At 45.9% G+C, this 19,308-nt stretch carries 13 protein-coding genes, 1 tRNA gene and 2 pseudogenes; 6 read left to right on the top strand and 10 right to left on the bottom strand.

Annotated elements, in window-relative coordinates; all coding sequences use genetic code 11:
* Window positions 1–231: 231 nt before the first annotated feature.
* Both lptF and lptG read left to right on the top strand, forming a co-directional pair.
* The gene (gene lptF / locus KO518_RS06195) at window positions 232–1,335 is read left to right on the top strand and encodes an LPS export ABC transporter permease LptF (RefSeq protein WP_216024956.1); all 1,104 of its coding nucleotides are present in this window, start codon (window positions 232–234) and stop codon (window positions 1,333–1,335) included.
* A complete protein-coding gene (gene lptG / locus KO518_RS06190) occupies window positions 1,336–2,397 on the top strand; it encodes an LPS export ABC transporter permease LptG (protein ID WP_216024955.1) in 1,062 nt (353 codons plus the stop codon).
* 11 nt (window positions 2,398–2,408) lie between these two features.
* Here the strand turns inward: lptG and KO518_RS06185 are convergent, their stop codons facing one another.
* On the bottom strand, window positions 2,409–2,894 hold the full coding sequence (locus KO518_RS06185; protein WP_216025469.1) for an RDD family protein: 486 nt from the start codon (window positions 2,892–2,894) through the stop codon (window positions 2,409–2,411).
* A gap of 223 nt (window positions 2,895–3,117) precedes the next feature.
* Between KO518_RS06185 and KO518_RS06180 the strand changes: the two genes are divergently transcribed.
* Complete coding sequence (locus KO518_RS06180) at window positions 3,118–5,097, top strand: TonB-dependent receptor domain-containing protein (protein ID WP_216024954.1); 1,980 nt, start codon at window positions 3,118–3,120, stop codon at window positions 5,095–5,097.
* A 203-nt stretch (window positions 5,098–5,300) separates the two neighbouring features.
* Window positions 5,301–5,387, top strand: a tRNA-Leu gene (locus tag KO518_RS06175).
* A gap of 130 nt (window positions 5,388–5,517) precedes the next feature.
* Here the strand turns inward: KO518_RS06175 and KO518_RS06170 are convergent.
* The 7 genes and pseudogenes from KO518_RS06170 to KO518_RS06140 form a co-directional block, all read right to left on the bottom strand.
* Window positions 5,518–6,684 (bottom strand): annotated as a pseudogene (locus KO518_RS06170) (IS4 family transposase); the annotation flags it as partial.
* Window positions 6,685–7,180: 496 nt separating this feature from the next.
* On the bottom strand, window positions 7,181–8,248 hold the full coding sequence (locus KO518_RS06165) for a DUF4124 domain-containing protein (protein WP_216024953.1): 1,068 nt from the start codon (window positions 8,246–8,248) through the stop codon (window positions 7,181–7,183).
* 193 nt (window positions 8,249–8,441) lie between these two features.
* Window positions 8,442–8,975, bottom strand: a complete 534-nt coding sequence (locus KO518_RS06160) for a recombinase family protein (RefSeq protein ID WP_216025468.1) — start codon at window positions 8,973–8,975, stop codon at window positions 8,442–8,444.
* Between the two features lie 694 nt (window positions 8,976–9,669).
* Window positions 9,670–10,068 (bottom strand): IS30 family transposase, encoded by a 399-nt coding sequence (locus KO518_RS06155; protein WP_252736001.1) that lies wholly within the window; start codon window positions 10,066–10,068, stop codon window positions 9,670–9,672.
* Between the two features lie 141 nt (window positions 10,069–10,209).
* Window positions 10,210–10,842, bottom strand: a pseudogene (locus tag KO518_RS06150) (transposase); the annotation flags it as partial.
* A 93-nt stretch (window positions 10,843–10,935) separates the two neighbouring features.
* A complete protein-coding gene (locus tag KO518_RS06145) occupies window positions 10,936–12,006 on the bottom strand; it encodes a mechanosensitive ion channel family protein (protein ID WP_216024952.1) in 1,071 nt (356 codons plus the stop codon).
* Window positions 12,007–12,190: 184 nt separating this feature from the next.
* Complete coding sequence (locus tag KO518_RS06140) at window positions 12,191–14,626, bottom strand: alpha-amylase family protein (protein WP_216024951.1); 2,436 nt, start codon at window positions 14,624–14,626, stop codon at window positions 12,191–12,193.
* A 350-nt stretch (window positions 14,627–14,976) separates the two neighbouring features.
* On the opposite strand from KO518_RS06140, the gene KO518_RS06135 reads away from it, so the two are divergent.
* A complete protein-coding gene (locus tag KO518_RS06135; RefSeq protein WP_216024950.1) occupies window positions 14,977–16,356 on the top strand; it encodes a lyase family protein in 1,380 nt (459 codons plus the stop codon).
* Window positions 16,357–16,359: 3 nt separating this feature from the next.
* Window positions 16,360–16,824 (top strand): DUF2753 family protein, encoded by a 465-nt coding sequence (locus KO518_RS06130; protein ID WP_216024949.1) that lies wholly within the window; start codon window positions 16,360–16,362, stop codon window positions 16,822–16,824.
* A gap of 67 nt (window positions 16,825–16,891) precedes the next feature.
* On the opposite strand, the gene KO518_RS06125 is transcribed toward KO518_RS06130, so the two are convergent.
* Complete coding sequence (locus tag KO518_RS06125) at window positions 16,892–18,841, bottom strand: sulfatase-like hydrolase/transferase (RefSeq protein ID WP_252736000.1); 1,950 nt, start codon at window positions 18,839–18,841, stop codon at window positions 16,892–16,894.
* A gap of 242 nt (window positions 18,842–19,083) precedes the next feature.
* Window positions 19,084–19,203 (bottom strand): hypothetical protein, encoded by a 120-nt coding sequence (locus tag KO518_RS19855; protein ID WP_252735999.1) that lies wholly within the window; start codon window positions 19,201–19,203, stop codon window positions 19,084–19,086.
* Between the last annotated feature and the right edge of the window lie 105 nt (window positions 19,204–19,308).

Genomic DNA, 19,308 nt, shown 5'->3' with positions numbered 1-19,308 from the left:
AACGTTTTGCGCTGCTTTGTGTTTTAATACGCAGCCATAAGGCAATAAGTCTGCGTTTGACGCTTTCTGCCGTGAGTCCGGACAACCAACAATAGCGGGTTAAACCGGACAATTCGCGCCGTTTTCATGCAATCGGGTTATTGATATACAGGCAAAACTTGTAAAAACAGTTAGTTTACTCAAAATTGTGCGCATTTTCACTATAAATCCAAATTTTCCAGAGGTGTCGGAATGCTGATATTCCGTTATCTGATAAAGGAAACACTGAAGTCTCAGATGGCCGTCTTTTTCATTTTGATGGCTATCTTCATTACGTTGCGCTTTGTGCGTGTATTAGGCGATGCTTCAGACGGGGATATTCCCGCCGGTCTTGTACTGGGTTTCCTGGGCTTGTATGCCCCTATTCTTTCTTCACTGGTACTGCCCATCAGTGCGTATCTTGGCATATTACTGGCCCACGGTCGCCTGTACGTCGATTCAGAAATGTCGGTGATGAAGGCCTGTGGCATCAGCGAATGGTATGTTACCCGCGTGATGCTGTTACTTTCTGTTTTCATTATGCTGCTCACTGGTTTCATCACGCTTTACCTTGCTCCCTCAGCCGCTGAAAGTGAGTACATACTACGCGAAAAGGCCAGAAGTGAGGCTGGATTCTCTGCCATTATGCCGGGAAGATTCACCCAGACTGGCAATGAAAAAGCCGTTATATTCGTTCGCGATGTCGATGGCAAGAACGATGAACTTAAACGGGTATTCCTGTCGCAAAATCAACAAGAAGGTGCCGAAGACCGGGTTCGGGTGGTACAGGCCCAAACTGGCCACATCCAAAACAATCCTGATGGCACGCGTAACTTGGTGCTTCGCGAAGGCGTGCAATACGAAGGCAGGCAAACTGAGAAAGAATACAGAAAAATCGCATTTGACGAATACCAAATACAAATTGCCGATGAAGATCAGGACGAGCCACGCCGCAAGGTCAGCGTATTGCCAACCATGGATCTATGGCAAGATGACTCCATTGAAGCCAGGGCTGAATTGCAGTGGCGCATTGCCATTCCTCTGTCAATACCTTTTCTGGTTTTGATTGCGGTACCGCTTAGTTCCGTTGATCCTCGTCAAGGCCGGTTTGGTAAAATGTTTCCTGCTATCTTGCTATATCTTGGCTATTTCCTGCTACTCCTTGCCAGCCGAAGGGTACTGGAAGATGGAAAAATACCCATTCAACTGGGTTTGTGGTGGGTGCACGGTATCATGCTGGCTATCGGCATAGCGCTCATTGTTCGCGACAGGCGAATTGGCACTGCGTTGCGTGCGCGTTTTTTGGGGAGAGTATAGATGTTTCGTATCCTCGATTTATACGTTGCCCGCACACTTCTAGGTACCGTTACCGTAACCCTGTCTGTTTTAATTGGCCTTTCTGCGCTAATTAAATTCGTCGAACAATTGAGAAAGCTTGGCGAAGGCAACTATGACATGACTGTAGCGGGTCTTTACGTGCTACTTAGCCTACCAAGGGATCTAGAACAGTTCTTCCCCATGGCGACCCTGCTCGGCGGGCTTATTGGCATGGGCCTGCTGGCCAGTAATAGCGAACTTGTGATTATGCAGGCCGCGGGTCTGAGTCGTTGGAATATTATTAACTCCGCAATGAAATCTGCGGTCTTCATGATTTTATTTGTCATGGCAGTTGGTGAATGGGTAACCCCGTTTAGTGAGTCAAAAGCTAAGGAAATACGAACTGAAGCCATCTCCGGTGGTAGCCTGTTTTCATCAGATGAACTCACCTGGGCCAAAGACGGTGAACACTTTGTGAGTATCGGCCAGGTAGTAACCCGAGAATCCTTGCGGGACATCAGTATTTTTGATTTCAACGAAGACTTAACACTAAACACCTTAACGTTTGCAAGAGAAGGGCATTTCGACGGCACCGCATGGTGGCTGGAAGAAGTATCGGTGACGCGTTTCTCCGATACCGAGATCTCGGTACTGGACCAACCCCGACAGCAATGGAATTCCACCCTTACGCCGGACAAACTGGGCATCGTGGCCATTAAGCCAGAAGCCCTGTCTATTCAGGGGCTCTACGAGTATGTAGAGTATCGAAAAGGCAATGGCCAAGACAGCTCGCGCTACGAGCTGGCTTTCTGGCGCAAGCTTTTGCAGCCTGTTTCAATTGCGGTAATGCTATTGATGGCCTTGTCGTTTATCTTTGGGCCGCTGCGCAGTGTGACCATGGGGGCCAGAGTGATTATGGGTGTATTAACCGGGTTTGGCTTTTTTATTACTAATGAAGTATTTGGCCCGCTAAGTCTAGTGTATTCACTACCGCCATTCGTGGGGGCTTTACTGCCCAGCCTCCTGTTTGCCGGTGTAGCCGCACTTCTGTTAAGAAAATAGGCTATTGGGTATTACCAGCTTTTGTGATCGTTGGCTTCTTTTGTCAGTTGCAGGACTTCTGTGCCTGCCACCCTGTCCTGCAGTGATTGTTTGTGCTTAAAGTCCAATAATACCAGCAGAGTACCAAGCCCACCTAGAGATGCCACTAAACGGAGTACCAGCCTGCCCCACCCCATAGGTGCTTCCACCGTACTGTATATGCGAAGTCGCCATGCACGCATACCAATAGTTTGCCCACCATTTTTCCAAAACCACAGAAAAAAACCAACAATCCAAAACCCCACCCAGATTTGGATGAGCGTTCTATACAAAACTGACCCCTGAATTAGGGCAGATGGATCGTCATAGCCCTGCAAATCCAATACGCCGTTACTAAGTAGTACAACGAGTAGAACAATCAAAACCATGGCTGCGCACATTCCCACGGCTATGGCAACCAGGGTGTCGTACACCATTGCCAGCAGCCGACGAAGAAACCCCGCGCGTTGCAGATCCATTTGAGCCTGTTCGTCTATCTTGTTATTTCTCAACTCTTCGGGCAAAGCACTCTTCCTAAACGTATTTGATCTGACAAATAATACCCTACTGAGAGCGGGTGATCATCTCCTAACAAACTATCAAATAGCAATGATTATCATTTGTGTATTTATTAAATACTTTTTATAATCCGCCCCCCGAAATTACATCGCCTACGATTCAAATGCATTGAGGACCTTAGTAGTGAATAAACACACGCTTGCAATCGCCGTGCTCACGGCTTTTTCGACACAGCTTTTTGCCGAAGACAGTGCAAATATTGAAAGACTTGAAATATGGGGTACAACAGTAAAAAGTTCCTCGGTTTATGTTGGCGAACAAGCCATCGCCGCAAAACAAGCAGACCACCTTAGTGACTTATTACGAGATATCCCTGGTGTTGATGTTGGCGGCACCCACTCGCTCAATCAGCGCATCAATGTGCGGGGCTTGGACGATACCGATTTAGAGGTACTAATCGACGGCGCTTCACAGAATAACTACATGTTCCACCACATGGGTAACTTAAATATTAACCCGGATATTTTAGAGTCGGTGGATATTCAGGTGGGCTCTAACTCAGTCGTCCACTCCGGATTAGGTGGCGCACTGGAATTCAGAACTAAAGCAGCACACGATTTACTTCAGGGCAACGAACAATTCGGTGGTCGGGTGTTAGCCGGTTACAACACCAATGACAGTGAATACATTTCTGTTACTGGTTACGGACAGCTTACTGATGCACTCGATATTCTGGTGTATGGATCTACCATGAACCGGAATAACTTTGACGATGGCGACAATATTGAAGTACTCGGTAGCGAGGGTACCATCGACAATATTATGGCCAAAGTTGGCTTTGATATAGATGAATATCAGCGCTTTTCTGTGAAATACGACACCTATCAAAACCACGGAATGTATTCCGCTCGTCCTGATATGGGCGTAAGAACCAACGCTGCCATTGGTGGTGGCGAAGTGCCCTTGTACGACACGCACTACGACAGAGATACCATAAGTGGTCACTACGAACTCAATGTAGGTACGGCAATCAACCTTCGTGCAGATCTGTATCAAAACGAACAAGAGTTGTGGCGTGTTTACAACGGGTCAACAACCGAAGGTACGTCGAAAAATACCGGCTTAACGCTTATCGCAAACAGCCGCGTTGCTACTGACGCCATGAGACATCAACTTACCTACGGTGTTAAGTGGCTCAAATCTGAAAATGACAGTGAAAGTGTAACGGACGGTGTTGCGACAACAGGAGCGGAAGATACCGATGACCTGGGTGTTTTCATTGAAGATGCTATCGATTTTGGTAATGGCCTTATTATTACACCGGGGCTGCGATTTAATGACTATGAGAAGTCTTCGGCGGAAAACCCAGAACCGCAAAGCTGGCAGGAGTGGCAAACAGCCGTCGCAGCTGAATATGCTATCACCCGCGAGTGGATTGTGCATGCCAGTACCACAGACCTGTTTAAAGGGCCACAGCCAGGTGAAATTTTTATTAACGAACAAGCCGGTAAGGTGCGAAATCCAGATCTACGCCCTGAAACGGGCAATAACCGAGAGGTAGGGATCCGATACAATACTTCAGATACACTCGGCGCAGACGAATTTCGCGTCGCCTTTACCGCATTCAAAACCGAAATAGACGATTACATTGAGGCGGTTACCTACCCAGACGAAAGCTGTGAAGGTTGTTTCGAGTGGGATGACAACATAGGCACAGTGGAAATTGACGGGTTTGAGGCCAGTATATTCTATGCCCTCGACGCGTTTAATGCGCTACTGACATTTGCAAAATCTGATTCAGAACTCAACGACGGCAGCGACACACCAACACCGTTAGAGCGGGAAGTAGGCGACAGCCTGGGCTTAACACTAAACTACTACTTCGACGACTACGACGTAGACCTTCGCTGGCATACCCAAAAAACCTTCTCCGAAGATGAGAAAGACGGTTACATTGTTCACACGCTAACTGCCGTGTGGGAGCCTGCCTACTTCCAGAACAACCTCAATATTACACTTGGTATTGAAAACCTACTGGATGAACTGTATGTATCCCATGCGTCGCGAACCGGGGTTACCAATCACCCTGTTTTCGGTGAACTGGAACTTAGCGATTACGAGCCTGGACGAAATATCAAATTATCGGTAGCCTATAAATTTTAACCTGATCAGCTTTGACTCGTAAGGTTAATACCCGCTAGACAGAAGGGGTGAAACACTCCTCTCGAATACCACGGGAAGCTTAAGTGCCCTCAAGTGATTAACTTTTGGGCACTTAGATTTAAAAGCGCCAAGAATTTTAAGAAAACACTTGTCAGTGTGCGGCGTATCGCTATAATGCACCACACATCGACACCACGTCGAATGCCAGTGTGATGGAATTGGTAGACATGACGGATTCAAAATCCGTTGCCTTTGCGGGCGTGGCGGTTCAAGTCCGCCCACTGGTACCATCTACTTCTTTTAGAAGTAGATACTGAAACCGACCTTTGAGTCGGTTTTTTTGTGGCCTTACGTAACCCTCTCTCAGAAGTTAATCCAATAATCAACTCATGGCGCTTCTCTCACGATTGTAGCGAGATTCCACGTTTGTGTTAATTCAGAATACGCGTCATGGAGTATCGATTCCATTAATGGATAAAACCAGCTCTGCGTATTTTTCGCGACCATAAAGCTCGATATATCGACGCCCATCAGTCGTTGGATACTAAATCCAATACGCCGTTTCACCAGTAATGCCAGTAAACTGACCCATATCAGCCCCTCCATTAATCCCGCATTCCGGGTATTGAACTTGCGTAAATTGCAGTAGGATTTCCATTCCTTGAACAGTAATTCTATCTGCCAGCGCAAGCTGTATAGCTGCATCACCACTTTTGCCGAGTATTGCTCACGGGGCAAATTCGTCGCCCAATAGGTTGGCTCTGATTTACCTGATGGCCAACTCGCTATCAGGCGATATGACACGCTTCCCTCAACATCCATATCGACTACCTGGCTTCGTCGGAAGTGATGTCTCACGTCCTTGAGCCTCACATTTTGGAATCGCTTCAAGCGCTTATCCTGCGCATTCACACCCAACAACACCAAAGGGTTAGCTGTCGCTTTTGCCCTGACCAGATAACTCCCTCCCGCCTGATGAATACTCTCCAGATACGACAGTTTGAAATAGCCCCGGTCTGCTATAAATAAGCAGGCCACTAACGATTCAGCTGGCGGTAAATAATCATACTCTGCCACGCTGTCTGCACTAACGGCTATCCGTTCAGGCTGGCTGTGTAACATATCCCAGCTTACATGTACCTCAACGGCAGCGGGGCTAATGGTCGTAAAACGCCCTTTAAACTCTTCCTTTAACGCATCATGGACGGCAAACGAACTGCCATCTTGCAGTACGACCTGTTTAAACGCCGACAGGTCCGTGTCTGTACCAAGGATATGCTGCTGCCATTTGTGCAATGCAACGCCCACTATGCGCTGAATCAACTGCTTAAATGCGGGTTTACTCAGTTGATTATGAAACGGCTTGTACTGCACATCGGTGTACGTCAATCCAGTAAAATAGCGGTGCAAATCACTGATACAGTCAATGCTCTTGTCGCCCATGGCCGTCACCAGAGCCATCACTAATTCATAGGGCTTCACAATACGTTCCCGATGGCAAAATCCACACCGTTTACCAATATCGTTGATATTAAATTCGTTCAGGACTTCCGTTATTCTGTTTAGCTCGTTATTCTTATCGTGTATGTTCTCAAATTTTTTCAGGACGTTTGTTTGGCGATAAACATCTGATCAAATTTGGGACATGCATTCAAGCTCTAATTTTCTTAAGATCCTACCTATGAATATCTGTTTATAAATACATATCCAGCTAGAGAGTATTGTTCGTCTAACAAACGCCTCGACAAGGGACGCAAAAAGCTTAGCGGGCGTTGACCGTCTGCTGTTTGTCTTTAGCTGACCACCATAGACCGACTAACGATCTCCGCTATTCACTCATTTGAGCCTTAAACCACTGCCAAGACTGAAAATGGTCAGAGCGGCCATCTCGAAAAAGTCCACCTAGTTCACTATTGAACCCCGAATTCAGATAATAAGTGCACCACTCATGTTTAAACGCTGAGGACTTACGGGAGCTAATGCTTCGCTCGGTTATGTACCTTCGTTCAAAGCGACAGCCAAGTTCCCAGGCTGTCCGCTCTATTGTAGACCTGGTAGCAAAATTTAATCTTTGCTCACTTTCTCAAGAGAGCCAGCGTTTTAGCATCGTGTCAATTGCCCGGGCGTCCTTTCCGATAATTCGGGTGACCTCTAACTGTCGTAGTGTCTCGCAGCCGTTTTCCGATTCAGCTAACAGCAGGCGGGTAAGGGCAGCCCTATCCGTAAAATACAAATAGCTTACCAACGCTTTAGCGGTTCGGTAATGGATAGATGAATCTTGCGTCCATTCTTCATGGGTACTATTGAGTAAGTCGCTGACGGGCAATAGCCGCTTCGAACGCAGTGTGGTTCTAATATTTTCAGGATTTTGAGCGATATCCTCAGCTAATTCCGCAACCCCCTCATTAAGCCATTTGCTCATCTGACCAATGTAGTGCCGATTTATGCTATGCATGGCTTCGTGCACCGCGGTCTTTTCTCCCTGCGATTCAGTTTTGACCCACACGACAGATTCGTTAGTGTCGGAGCGGTAGAAGCCCTGTGAGTTTTTAAGAAGGCCTGTCGCCGGCCCCCGATACTTCTCATAGCCTGTTTGGTCGGTGAAAAGTCTGAAATTGATGGTAAGCGGTTTTACCAGCTCGGCGGGCACCACCTTCTCAAAGAGTCTTTTGCTGGCATTGACCGAAGATACGATCCCTTGTCTAAGATTATAGCTACCCTGAAGCCCAAGAAAATTAATGGATAAATCCTCTGCGGGAATGTTGCTCACCAGGGTTACTGGTGTACCGTCATCGATTCGGCGAGGTCTGTCGGAGAGATGCTGAACCCCCTGACTGTCTGTCCACGTATAGATTTGTTTGGATTTTGTGGCATTACGCTTATCGAGACAGGTGGTACCGGTGTGCGGCAGCTCGTTGGGTACCGTTGTAACCGGCGAAAATTGATTTGCGGGTTTAGCCAGCACTATTTTTGCCGACATGGGTTTGGTGGCCAACGAATCGATAGCTGTTATTACTTCGTATTTTGAGCTCAGCGCAAGTTCATCCAGCCAATCCGGCAAAGTAAACTTGTCTTGCGCATACTGAAAAACCAAACATGAATTAGTGACAATCAGTGCACAAATAATAGCGAACTTCCTTTTGCTGCCCACAACTTACCGTTCCCTCTATTAAGTCAGCTTCTTTTGCCTACTAGTTTAAATCAACAAACAAGCGCAAACTAGTTACCGAACTTTAATTAAGGGATATGGAGTACAGCAAAGGAATAGTCAATAATACGCAAGGCTACAGTTTGGCAACCCAATCCGATTTAATCTGATTTGTCTTTATTTTCAATTCTAACCACTAAATAGCTGTTTCATTAAGTGCTTTATTAAGTGTGGGCCGGCTTACCTCAAAATGTTCTGCTACTTCGGCCTTAGTCATATTAGGATCGAGTAACATCGCATGCGCTCTTCTTATGTCTGATGCCGTAAGTTTGGCTTTGCGCCCACCTTTTCGGCCCCAGGTTCTGGCAGCTGCAAGCCCAGCCTTGGTTCGCTCGGAAATCAACCGTCTTTCAAAATGCGCGATTGACCCAATCATATGAAAGGCCAGCTCACCCACAGCCGTCGTCGTATCAATGCTCTCATTCAAACTAATAAACTGAACACCATGCTGTTTAAAGTCATCAAGCAGCTCAATTAAATCTTTCAAGCTTCGACCCAAGCGATCGAGTCGCTGAACAACAACCGTGTCAGCGGCACGAAGAGAGTCGGTCATTCGTTCCAGTTCAGGTCTTAGGCGAGACTTACCACTACCTTTTTCTTGGTAGATTCTTTCGCAACCAGCTTCTTGTAATACATCTAGCTGAGCACTGTCTAGATTATTGGTGTCGATTCAATTACAATGACATAGACTGTTCAAACCTAGCAATTGATGCACTTAAAGCATCAATGAGTAACACATTACCTGTCATAGTCTTCTAGCAAAATTTCTAACAATGCCAACGCAGTATTATGCTCCTCTCGTGAATGAATTTCAGTGATATAAGCGGCTTCTTTAGCTAGCGCTTGACCAGCGTCGCGTAGTTTTATGAACTCATTCCTACGTTCCTTCATTGCCTTTGCAATGCTTGTGTCTGAAGCAACAACCTCGAAAATATTGTCATACTCAAATTCTTCCTGGCCCTCTCTCTCAAGAACCAGCTTTTTTAGTTCGATATCATCAATTGCATTTTCACATTGTTCAAGTAGCTAGTTAAGCGTGTATTTATTCACGCTAAGATGCCGCTTTTTGCACCAAGCAACTGCTAAATTGTCCATATCTAAGGATGAATTACTTGTTGAAAAATAAGATTGAACATTGCCGTTTTCTGATTGATATTCAAAATTAATGCGACATCCATCATGAATACATAGCACTACATCCCTTTGGTTGATTTTGCTATCTGAATCGACCAGACTTTACTAGACAGATTTTCTTTTGAATTCTTCTAGCTTTTCATAAGCCAGTGGAGGCATATTATTCGCTTCACCATGCTTGCGTCTAGAGTTATACGCGAATTCAACTCCGAAGTGCACCACTCGCTAAACTAGGCAGCCCTGCGTAATTCGTTGAACACCGCAATTGGTTGCTTAAAGCCGAGACACTTTCTCGGTCTTGCGTTAAATGCCCGTTCGATTTCAGCAACCTGCTTATCCGTTACCGTCCGTAAATCCGTGCCTTTACGTATATACTGACGCAGCAGACCATTGAAGTTCTCGTTCAAGCCTCGCCCCCATGAAGAATATGGGTTAGCGAAATAAATATCAGTTTTCAACTTCTCTGCAACCAGCTCGTGGTCACAGAATTCGCTGCCGTTGTCCGCAGTAATGGTGCGGACGTGGCGCCGATACCGCCACAGCATCGCTACCATAGCCCGACTTACATCAGCCGCACTTTTCGCTGGCACTTTGCGTATCAGATACAGCTTACTTTTGCGCTCAACCAAGCTAAGGAAACTGCGAATAAGCCCTGCAATTTAGTACTTGAACCAGCCTTCGCGTTCGCCGTCTAATTTTTGAACGCCAAATTCTCAATTTAGGCTAATATACTACCTTTTAAGGCCTGATTTCGGCCTTATTCCTGGATTTTAGACAGATCTTGGCTGTCGTCGTAACATCGGGTCTACTTTAAACAGGTTCGCCAAGGTGAATAGCATGGCTAACTGTGAGTCATTTTTCATCAGTCCTTTGTATCGTGCTTTGATAAAGCCAAACTGACATTTGATGATGCGAAACGGGTGTTCAACTTTCGCCCGGATGCTGGCTTTTAAGTAATCGATGTTGATGGCAGTTTTATTTTTGCGGGGATGCTTTTTCAGCGCCCGGACTTTTCCGGGGCGTTCGGCAATCAGCCATTCCACATTCGTATCTTGCAACTCTTCCCGTTTCTTTGCTCCCTGATAACCGGCATCGCCGGAAGCGAATTCTTCTTCGCCGTGCAACAGGTTTTTCAACTGGTTTAAGTCATGCTCATTGGCGGCGGTGGTCACCAGTGTATGGGTGAGACGACTCTTGGCATCCACCAGTGTGCCCTGCGTCATCATCACACCGCAGCCCGACAGCCATTGATTAACTGTTTTGAATAATTGGCGAGTCAGCTTGTGCTTTTCCAGCAAGTGCCGGAAGTTCATAATGGTCGTGCGGTCAGGAATGGCCTTATCCAGTGATAAATGTGCAAATTGGCGCATTGAAGCAATCTCGTACAGCGCATCTTCCCTAGCTCAGCCCTGATCAGACAGTGACCCGTTTTTTCAGGTACCGCTGCCAGTTTAGCTTTGAGCTAGTACAAATTTTGTGTACACCTCATTCCTTCCCTACCCCTCTTGTATTTTCGCTTCAACTAAATCTGAAAGCTGCGCTTCTACTTTTGCTTTTTTATTCTTTAATACCGCTTTTTCATCCCCTTCGCTATCTGCAATTTTGGCGTCAATATCGGCGAGCGCTTGCACTAAACTATCCTTACTCTTTTCTTTTTGTTCCGCCTCTTCAGCCTTGTCAAAAATCACATCTTCAGGCAAGGAATCTTCTTGCTGAGTTTGGCGAGGTGATTTGGCAATTATTTTCAGACCATCAGGCTGAGGTCGCTGATTCATAAAGCTCGGTGAAACAATCTCGATATCCGCGTTGTGCAAAGTATCAAGCACGGCTTTGTGCAAGCGAGAACGGGCACTTAGCAGACTTTTAACTTCAGAAAGTAAACCTGAAATTCGGTAACTCACCGAAAAATCACCAAGCCCAACAACTTGAACGAAAGGATCAGTGAGCGCTGCATTTTCTGCAGCAACAAGCAAGTGCTTTTCGATAATGCTGTGGTGAATGTCGTAACCCAAACTGATGTCTACACTCACAATGGCCCCTGAAGCGCGGGTGACGGAAACCGGAGAATTCACCATGAGAGTATTTGCAAAGGCAATAAGTTCTCTACTTTCTGTTTGAATTTCAGTATCCAGTAATCCCATTTCAGTAACGCGACCGCTGTAGCCTTCTACTTTGATAAAGTCACCAACCCTATATGGGCGATTCACTCTTAAAACGATCCCTGCCATAAGGTTACCGACCATGGTGGTTGACGAAAAAGCAATCACACCTGAAATAAGCACACCGATAAGCGCTATCACCTGGTTGCGGGTGCTTTCACTTACTGGTAGTGTCATTGCGATAACAACTGCTCCAACGATAGTAAGTACCAACAAGCCTACTTGACGCGGCAATTTTTGTTCGCTGGTGAGATGATGTTGCTTAGCCAATAGTACAAAGTGAAGTGCGATGAGTGTTCCTGTGACAAATACAATAGCGATAAGTAAAGGTATTAAAGGAAGCAGTGCATCGAGTACCGTTTGTAGCAGAGTTTGCGGCATGCCGTCAGTTGGCGTATTTGATTCCATAGCCTTTTGGATCACCTTATGTGTTTCATTAAGCTATAGTAACGACATATCGACATCTGGCAACAGCCAACTCAGACGTGCTCGGCAATGTAAAACGCTAATCTCCCTTGTTATTAGGCGTTTAAGTGACAAAAAAGGCCAATTTACTTTTGTAAACTGGCCTCGCTATCAATAACTTACCTATTTACCGCTTTTCTACTTCTAACAGCAGTACTTCTTCAGACCCCACCTCAAATGAAGTCTTCATTTCATTGGCCGTCATCAAGTTAGTCACTTTCAGCTCGCCGCCATCTTTGTGCGAAAGGTTCACCTTCACTGGCTCATGCCCTACACTCAGGATATTCACTAAATATTTATTACCTTCTGTTTTCGCCACACGGGTAATCGTTGTTTTGTGCTCCAGGCGGCTATCTATGTCGAATTTAATGTCAGGCATGTTACTTTGTTTAACCTGCGATAGTGCCGCGTCGTGTAAGTCGTTTATCCCCTTACTTTCGTCAAGTACTGTAAGGTTACCCTGCCCTGCAACCAATAATTTATCGCGCTTTTTACCATATTCATCGAATTGTAAAGAGTGTGCATCCATGACCACTGATCCACCCGCGTCCAGGTAGCTTTGCAAAGTAGCAAATTCGCTATCCGTTACATTTGGCGTTTTGTAAACTACCACCGTATCCCAAAGCCCATTATCTTGCTTCTTGATGATATTTTCTGTGGCATAGCCCAGGGGAAACCCTTCAAAGAACATCGCTTTATACAATTTGGTCTGTTCTGTCATGTAATTACCAATATTAATGGCAGAGGTTTCTGAATAGAACAACCTGACTGGCCTGGACTGTTTGCGCAGCGCCATGATTTCTTCTGAATAGGTATTTAAGTCGAACATCACTTGTGTGACTTCATTGGAAACGTGAGGCTGCATGTTATTAGAGCCAGCAAACGCCCCCGCTAAGCCCGGATCAAAGAAATTGAGCTCACCCTCAAGACGGTCTTCTGGCGAACCATCCGGATCGCGCATCCAAAACCAGCCCATATTCGCATCCATCCCTTGCAATGTAGCCAACCAATAGACGTTTCGTACATAGCTTGTACGTGGGTCCATCACTTTCCACTGGCCCGAAGACAAGAAGTGAGATTCTGAATTTACATTGATTTTGTTCGGTGATACCGACTCGGTAAAGTCGTGGATCATGCTCATGCCATCCCACTTGTAGGTATATTTTTCCCACCAGTCAGAGGAAATGTGCGAACGAATACTCGGGCTGCCTAGCGCTTTCGCGTCATGACCAATCATGGTAGTCAACTCGGTCAATGCCTCTAAATCAATGCCGTGAGACCGAGAGTCTTCGTAGAATGTACGCGGAAATATTTTAATGTGCGTATCCGCTTCGGGATTCACGGCGTGAATCTCATTTTGCATAAATGTGAACCAGGAAGTAGCACGATGCATGTTGTAGCGATTCCAGTCGTACCAAATGGGTTTACCGCGCAAACTCACATCAATAGGTATTTCAATTTCCACTTTATCAAAACCGGAAAATTGCGCCCCCCAATTTGCGTTTAGCAGTGCGATATTTCCACGGTATTTTTGCTTGAGCCATTTTTGGAACTCAGCCAATGTGTAAGAGGAAATACCCTGCATTTCTTCATAGTTGCCCGTCCAATGTCCAGACTCTGAGTACCAATGCGGTTCGTTAGCAAGCACGAAACCGAGCTCTATGACCTTCTTCCCCTTAGTGACCTCAGCCGCCTTACGCAGGATCTTGCTCCAGACTTCTCGGGCGAGAGGGTTGTCTATATCAAACCCCTGAAACAGCGAGCGGCCCTTCCTAATCTCAGGCTCCTTTGCTTCAACCCATTCCGGGATCCCCATAAGCCAAGCGACGAGATAGCCAATATTAACATCTGGAATTTCTGTTAACTCTTTGAGCAGCGCTTCGTCAAACGTACCGTCTTCCTTGACCAGAAAAGAATTTATGGCGCGATCGTGATCCACCGGATAGAGATTTTCACCACCGTGATAGAGTGCGCCTAAATAGTCGTTGTAAATATCCGGCTGACCTAGCGGTTGTCCAACTGACTTTGAAAAGTAGTCGTACAAGAAAATGGGTTTGCCATTACTCACAAACATGTCATCTGCAGCTTTGGTATTTTGCCAGTCAACTTTTACTACCGGCCGACGCTTTATCTCTCCGTGGAGTACTTTTCCAAGCACATCGATACCCGCATCAAGAATTTCAATAACTTTGCGACGTTCGAAATCTGGTAAATCTGCAGCAAGTTGTTTTTTATCAGGTGCAAAATGCCGTTCGTAACCAAACGCAGCTTCTATTGCTTCCGGGTTTGCTTCATCCCAATTTGCAAATTTCAAAAATTCTTCTGCAAACCAGATAACGGCTTCCTCTCGCGTTACATCGATATCCTTCGATTTAGCGTCGTCCATCATCCGTTGAAGCTCATCCATTTTACTTCTTGCCGTCAGTTCAAGTGCGCTGACAGCCTTCACCTGCTGACTTTGTACAGTTCGTGATGAATCCGTTTGTGTGGTTTCCATTTGCGTGCACGCGGCACCAATCATCATAAGCGGAGCCAGAGCGGCGACCTTGAATTGGCGTTTCATAGTATCGTCCCGAGTAAAGATGCACCTTGCCGAATAACACGTTACAGGCTATTGACTAAATGCATCGTATTGATCTTATTTTTTACACAGTATTGATACTACATAAACAAACATCATATGTATACACCTCTTTAACATTTCATCTGGATGATGGTGTCGTCATGAACAAATCACAGGCCTTACTCTCAATTTACCGCTACTCACCTGTTTAGTCAGCGATGAATGTTTCTTGACAACAATGATAGATGCGCTAGATTATACAAATGAGAATAATTATCATTTAATGGCATTTTAGATACGTGTTAACCACATTAGGCCGCTGTTTTTTATAAATTCATCAGGGAGAAACTATGTCAAAAACACGACTAGAGCGAGACAGTATGGGTGAGTTGGAAGTGCCTTTTGATGCGCTATACGGGGCTCAAACCCAACGCGCAGTAAACAATTTCCCCATCAGTGGACAGGTAATGCCTGAATCATTTATCCGAGCGTTGCTGCTCGTTAAGTTGTCCGCGGCGCAAAGTAACGTTGAACTGGGATATCTGGATAGAGAAATAGGAGACGGAATAACTCATGCGTGCTATTCATTATTGGAAAGTCAGGACATGCTAGCCCATTTCCCAGTAGATGTATTCCAGACCGGTTCGGGCACTAGCAGTAACATGAACGCCAATGAAGTTATCGCGAAACTTGCTAGCCGCGCCTCACAAATGAACATAAATGCCAATGACCACGTTAACTTTGGCCAAAGCAGTAATGACGTAATTCCAACCAGTATTCATGTAGCGGCGTCACTTGATCTTCACAACAAGCTATTACCAGCGTTGCAACACCTTATTCAGACAATTGAAGAAAAGGCCGCTACATTAACTAAATTTTGCAAAACCGGGCGCACACACTTGATGGATGCCATGCCAGTGCGTATGGATCAAAGTCTGAAGTGCTGGGCCGCTCAGCTTTCTGAACAAAAGCTGAGCATGGCATTTTTTCAAACTCGCATCCAATCACTTGCTATTGGCGGAACAGCCGTGGGGACGGGCGTAAATACAGACGTTAAATTTTCGCAGGTCTTTACCAGACATTTAACCGAGACGACAAAAGTTAAATTCACCCCCATGAACAATTTATTTGCTGGGATTAGTTCCCAAGACACCGCTGTGACATTGTCAGGCCTAACTAAATCACTTGCCGTTACTTTATTGAAAATTGCTAACGATTTACGGTGGATGAATTCAGGGCCTCTAGCCGGCTTAGGTGAAATCACTCTACCGGCCTTACAACCGGGTTCGTCGATTATGCCGGGCAAGGTCAACCCCGTGATCCCAGAAGCAGTAGCAATGGTCAGTGCCCAGGTAATTGGCAACGATACCGCAATTACCGTTGGCGGCCAGTCAGGGAACTTTGAGCTAAACGTCATGTTACCGCTTATCGCTCATAATCTACTCAACAATATCTCCTTGTTAACTAATGCGGCGATTTTACTTGCAGATAAAGCTATTCGCGATTTTGTGGTAAACGAAGAGAATCTCAATATTGCACTTGGTAGAAACCCGATTTTGGTCACAGCCCTAAACCCGTTGATAGGCTATGCAAAAGCCTCCGAAATAGCGAAAAAGGCATACTCAGAGAACCGCCCCATTATCGACGTAGCACATGAATCAACTGACTTGTCACTGGATGAGCTAACAAAGTTGCTCAACCCGATGAGCTTAACCAAAGGAGGTTTTTAAGCCATGCAATATCGTCAGGAAATGAAAGCGTGGAAAACACATATTTGCGAAGCCAACTATAATTTTGAGAAACACAATATATTTCTAGCTCTGGTGCACTACCACAAAGCCATTCAATTGGCCGAAAGCCTTCTATCGTTACCTGACAACCCCAATGAGGCCGTTGCCGCCGTGGTGGAGAGCTACCAAAATCTCGCTAATTTGTACGTCAAAGAACATCAAAACAAACTCGCAGAAAGTGAGCTTCGAAAGGTATATCAAAAGTTATCTGCTCGACTGAGCGAATCTTCACCTGAAACGCCAGAGGTTGAAGCATTGCAGTGGGGAATAGGTAAAACCTATACTGCACTTATGAACCAGTTGAAAAATCATCCAAACCAAAGCACAAATCCTGTTCCCGATGCATTTTGGACACCAAGAGTAGGGATCCAATATGATTCTGTCCCACCGAACATTAACCCCGCGTAACAGAAAAGAGTCCAAAATAGCTTACAAAGGCTACGACTAAGTGTCGTAGCCTTTGCTTATCGAGATATCACATTGATGTCGCACTAGCGGGGAGTGGAGGAATTAGTGCGTTAGGAATATCCAGTTTTTTGTTGTCTGCCCCCTCGGCGAAATGACTGATTGCGTAACTATTTTCTTTTGACCAGTCCACCTCAACACGACCATCTCCGAGCACGATATTGCCAAGTTTGTTTCTCAGCCAAAGCGCCAGTGGTCTGTAGGCTTTGGTATTGGCAACATTATTTCTCTCAAGAGGATCGACGGCCAAATCATAAAGGGCCATGTCTACATCGTCTGCATTGGCGTCAAGAGCCCAACGTATGCGTTCACCTGGTGCTGCGCCTGGTGGTCGCGTGCGCATAGAAAAACGAAACCGTTTTGAGTGAAGATAAGCGCGGTGGCCCACTACAACATTGGTTTCGCCAAGGATATACTCTCGTTTTGGCGCCTTTTTCGCTAGCACATCCAGTAAACTAAAACCATCCAAATGGTTGAACGCTTCCTGTTCAATATCAATCCCCGCCAAATCGAGTATTGTCGGCGCAAAATCCACAAACTCTACGAGGTCATCATTAATCACACCGCGGGGGACCAATGACTTATCAGACGCGGTAATGATGGCGGCATTTCCCACGCTTTGTTGCCAAGGACCATATTTCGCTTCAATACCTTGCTCTCCAAGATGCCAACCGTGATCACCTATCGTGTATACAATTACCCAAGGGCGATTTTGCATTTTACTGTAATCTTTAAACGCTTGAACTGCTTCGCCAATCAGTTCATCACCATGGGCAGCAAAAGCGTAATAATCCTGTATTGCCTGCTGCACTTCCGCGTCGGTCATGCCTTCAATCTTAGTAGCGTGATACAGTTTCCGGAGTTGTGCGGGCAATTTCTCAACTTCAGACAAATCGAATTTTGGTACTTTGTATTCCTTCGATTTAAAACGATCTCTGATAGATTTTGGCGGCAACACAGGTGTATGTGGCAGATGGAAGCCCAAATTAACGAACAAAGGTTTATCTAAATCAGCGCCTTTCACAGACTTACCAGCTAGAGTTTTGTACGTCTTAGCTGCATTTTCTAAGTGGTTGCGCAATTCCCTCACTACTTTGGCATCAATGGTTTCTGACGCGCGGTTCGGGTTTACGCCACCAATGATTAAATTCGGATTGCTCCGCGTGTAGCTGCGCAATATGTCGAATTCTTCGTCGGTTTTCTCTCGCTGGCCAACATCCTGTTCGCTCACCTCACCGTCTTTGCTTGCTATTAAATAATGCCTGCTTTTACCATCGGGATAATTCACATGTTCGCTGTAGCCAATGGGTGTTGAATTTCCAGGTTCATCGCCATATGACGCGCGGGTGTAAATGTCACCAATTCCGTGATTTTGCAAGTCGTGCTTAAAATGTACTCTAAAATCAAACAAGGGGAGTTTGTTAAAGCTTTGCCCCGGCCCCCACTGCATAAAGTAGTGATCTTCTTTCCCAAACATTGCCGTGTAATAGCCCTCGCGCTTTAGATATTCAGACAACAGGGGTTTGGAAAAATCGGGGCCGGGGTGAGAGAGTTCAAACGCAAACCGCCCAGTGCGAAAGGGGTATCTTCCGGAGTGCAGTGCAGCGCGTGAAGGGGCGCATACAGGCGAGTTGGTAAAAGCGTGTGTGAACATTACGCCCTCTTTAGCGAGCTGATCTGCATTCGGCGATTCAACATAGCCCAACGGGCTATGACTTTGCCCATATACCGCCCTGTTGTACGCCGATATGGAATCTGGTCTGTGATCGTCTGTAATGATCCAAAGAATATTTGGTTTTATTTTTTCATTCGAGACACTCACCAGCGATGCCCGTTCACTGTCTTCACCCCGTACTTGAGAGACTAGTGCCGATTCCTGGTACCGGGGTTCGTGCGCGCACGAAACTAACCCCATACCGGTAATTAGCGCGAAAATTATGGATAAGTACCTGTATTTCATTGCATAGATCCTGTTCTGAATTAACTTTTCTGTGTAAACGCAATAAAGCAACCAATGGCAAGCAGCAAAAATACCACACAAAAAAACATAATACATTATACTGTTAACAATATTGCAAGAAAAAAACAACAAACCAAGTCAGGTTATCCCTATTTCAAGAACCCTATGTAAGATGGAAGTGAACCGCCAGACAGCGGATCGGAGCAGCACATGACAAAAAAGTGCAGGAACAGAACGCGCACTTATTCTTTCACTTGCTTTTCAACAGATACCCCAAGGCGCTTGGCCAAACGCACCAGGTTAGCGCGATCCATGGTCAATGACCGAGCCGCTCTTGACCAATTGCCTCCGGCTTGGCGCAAAGCCCTGGCAATAAGCTCTCGCTGAAACTTGTTTGTGTGGGCACGAAAATCAATCGCGTCGTCAACGCCAGTGTATAAAGCCGATGCGTCGGATATGTGCTCACC

This window comes from Aestuariibacter sp. A3R04 (assembly GCF_018860805.1).
Lineage (GTDB): Bacteria > Pseudomonadota > Gammaproteobacteria > Enterobacterales > Alteromonadaceae > Alteromonas.
The sequence above is the reverse complement of the archived record's forward strand: the minus strand, read 5'-3'. Positions and strand labels throughout refer to the sequence as shown.

Bases quoted from the DNA above. Each gene is read 5' to 3' on its own strand.
- lptF (WP_216024956.1), top strand. From the start codon at position 232: ATGCTGATATTCCGTTATCTGATAAAGGAAACACTGAAGTCTCAGATG.
- lptG (WP_216024955.1), top strand. From the start codon at position 1,336: ATGTTTCGTATCCTCGATTTATACGTTGCCCGCACACTTCTAGGTACC.
- KO518_RS06185 (WP_216025469.1), bottom strand. From the start codon at position 2,894: ATGGATCTGCAACGCGCGGGGTTTCTTCGTCGGCTGCTGGCAATGGTG.
- KO518_RS06145 (WP_216024952.1), bottom strand. From the start codon at position 12,006: ATGGAATCAAATACGCCAACTGACGGCATGCCGCAAACTCTGCTACAA.
- KO518_RS06140 (WP_216024951.1), bottom strand. From the start codon at position 14,626: ATGAAACGCCAATTCAAGGTCGCCGCTCTGGCTCCGCTTATGATGATT.
- KO518_RS06135 (WP_216024950.1), top strand. From the start codon at position 14,977: ATGTCAAAAACACGACTAGAGCGAGACAGTATGGGTGAGTTGGAAGTG.
- KO518_RS06130 (WP_216024949.1), top strand. From the start codon at position 16,360: ATGCAATATCGTCAGGAAATGAAAGCGTGGAAAACACATATTTGCGAA.
- KO518_RS06125 (WP_252736000.1), bottom strand. From the start codon at position 18,841: ATGAAATACAGGTACTTATCCATAATTTTCGCGCTAATTACCGGTATG.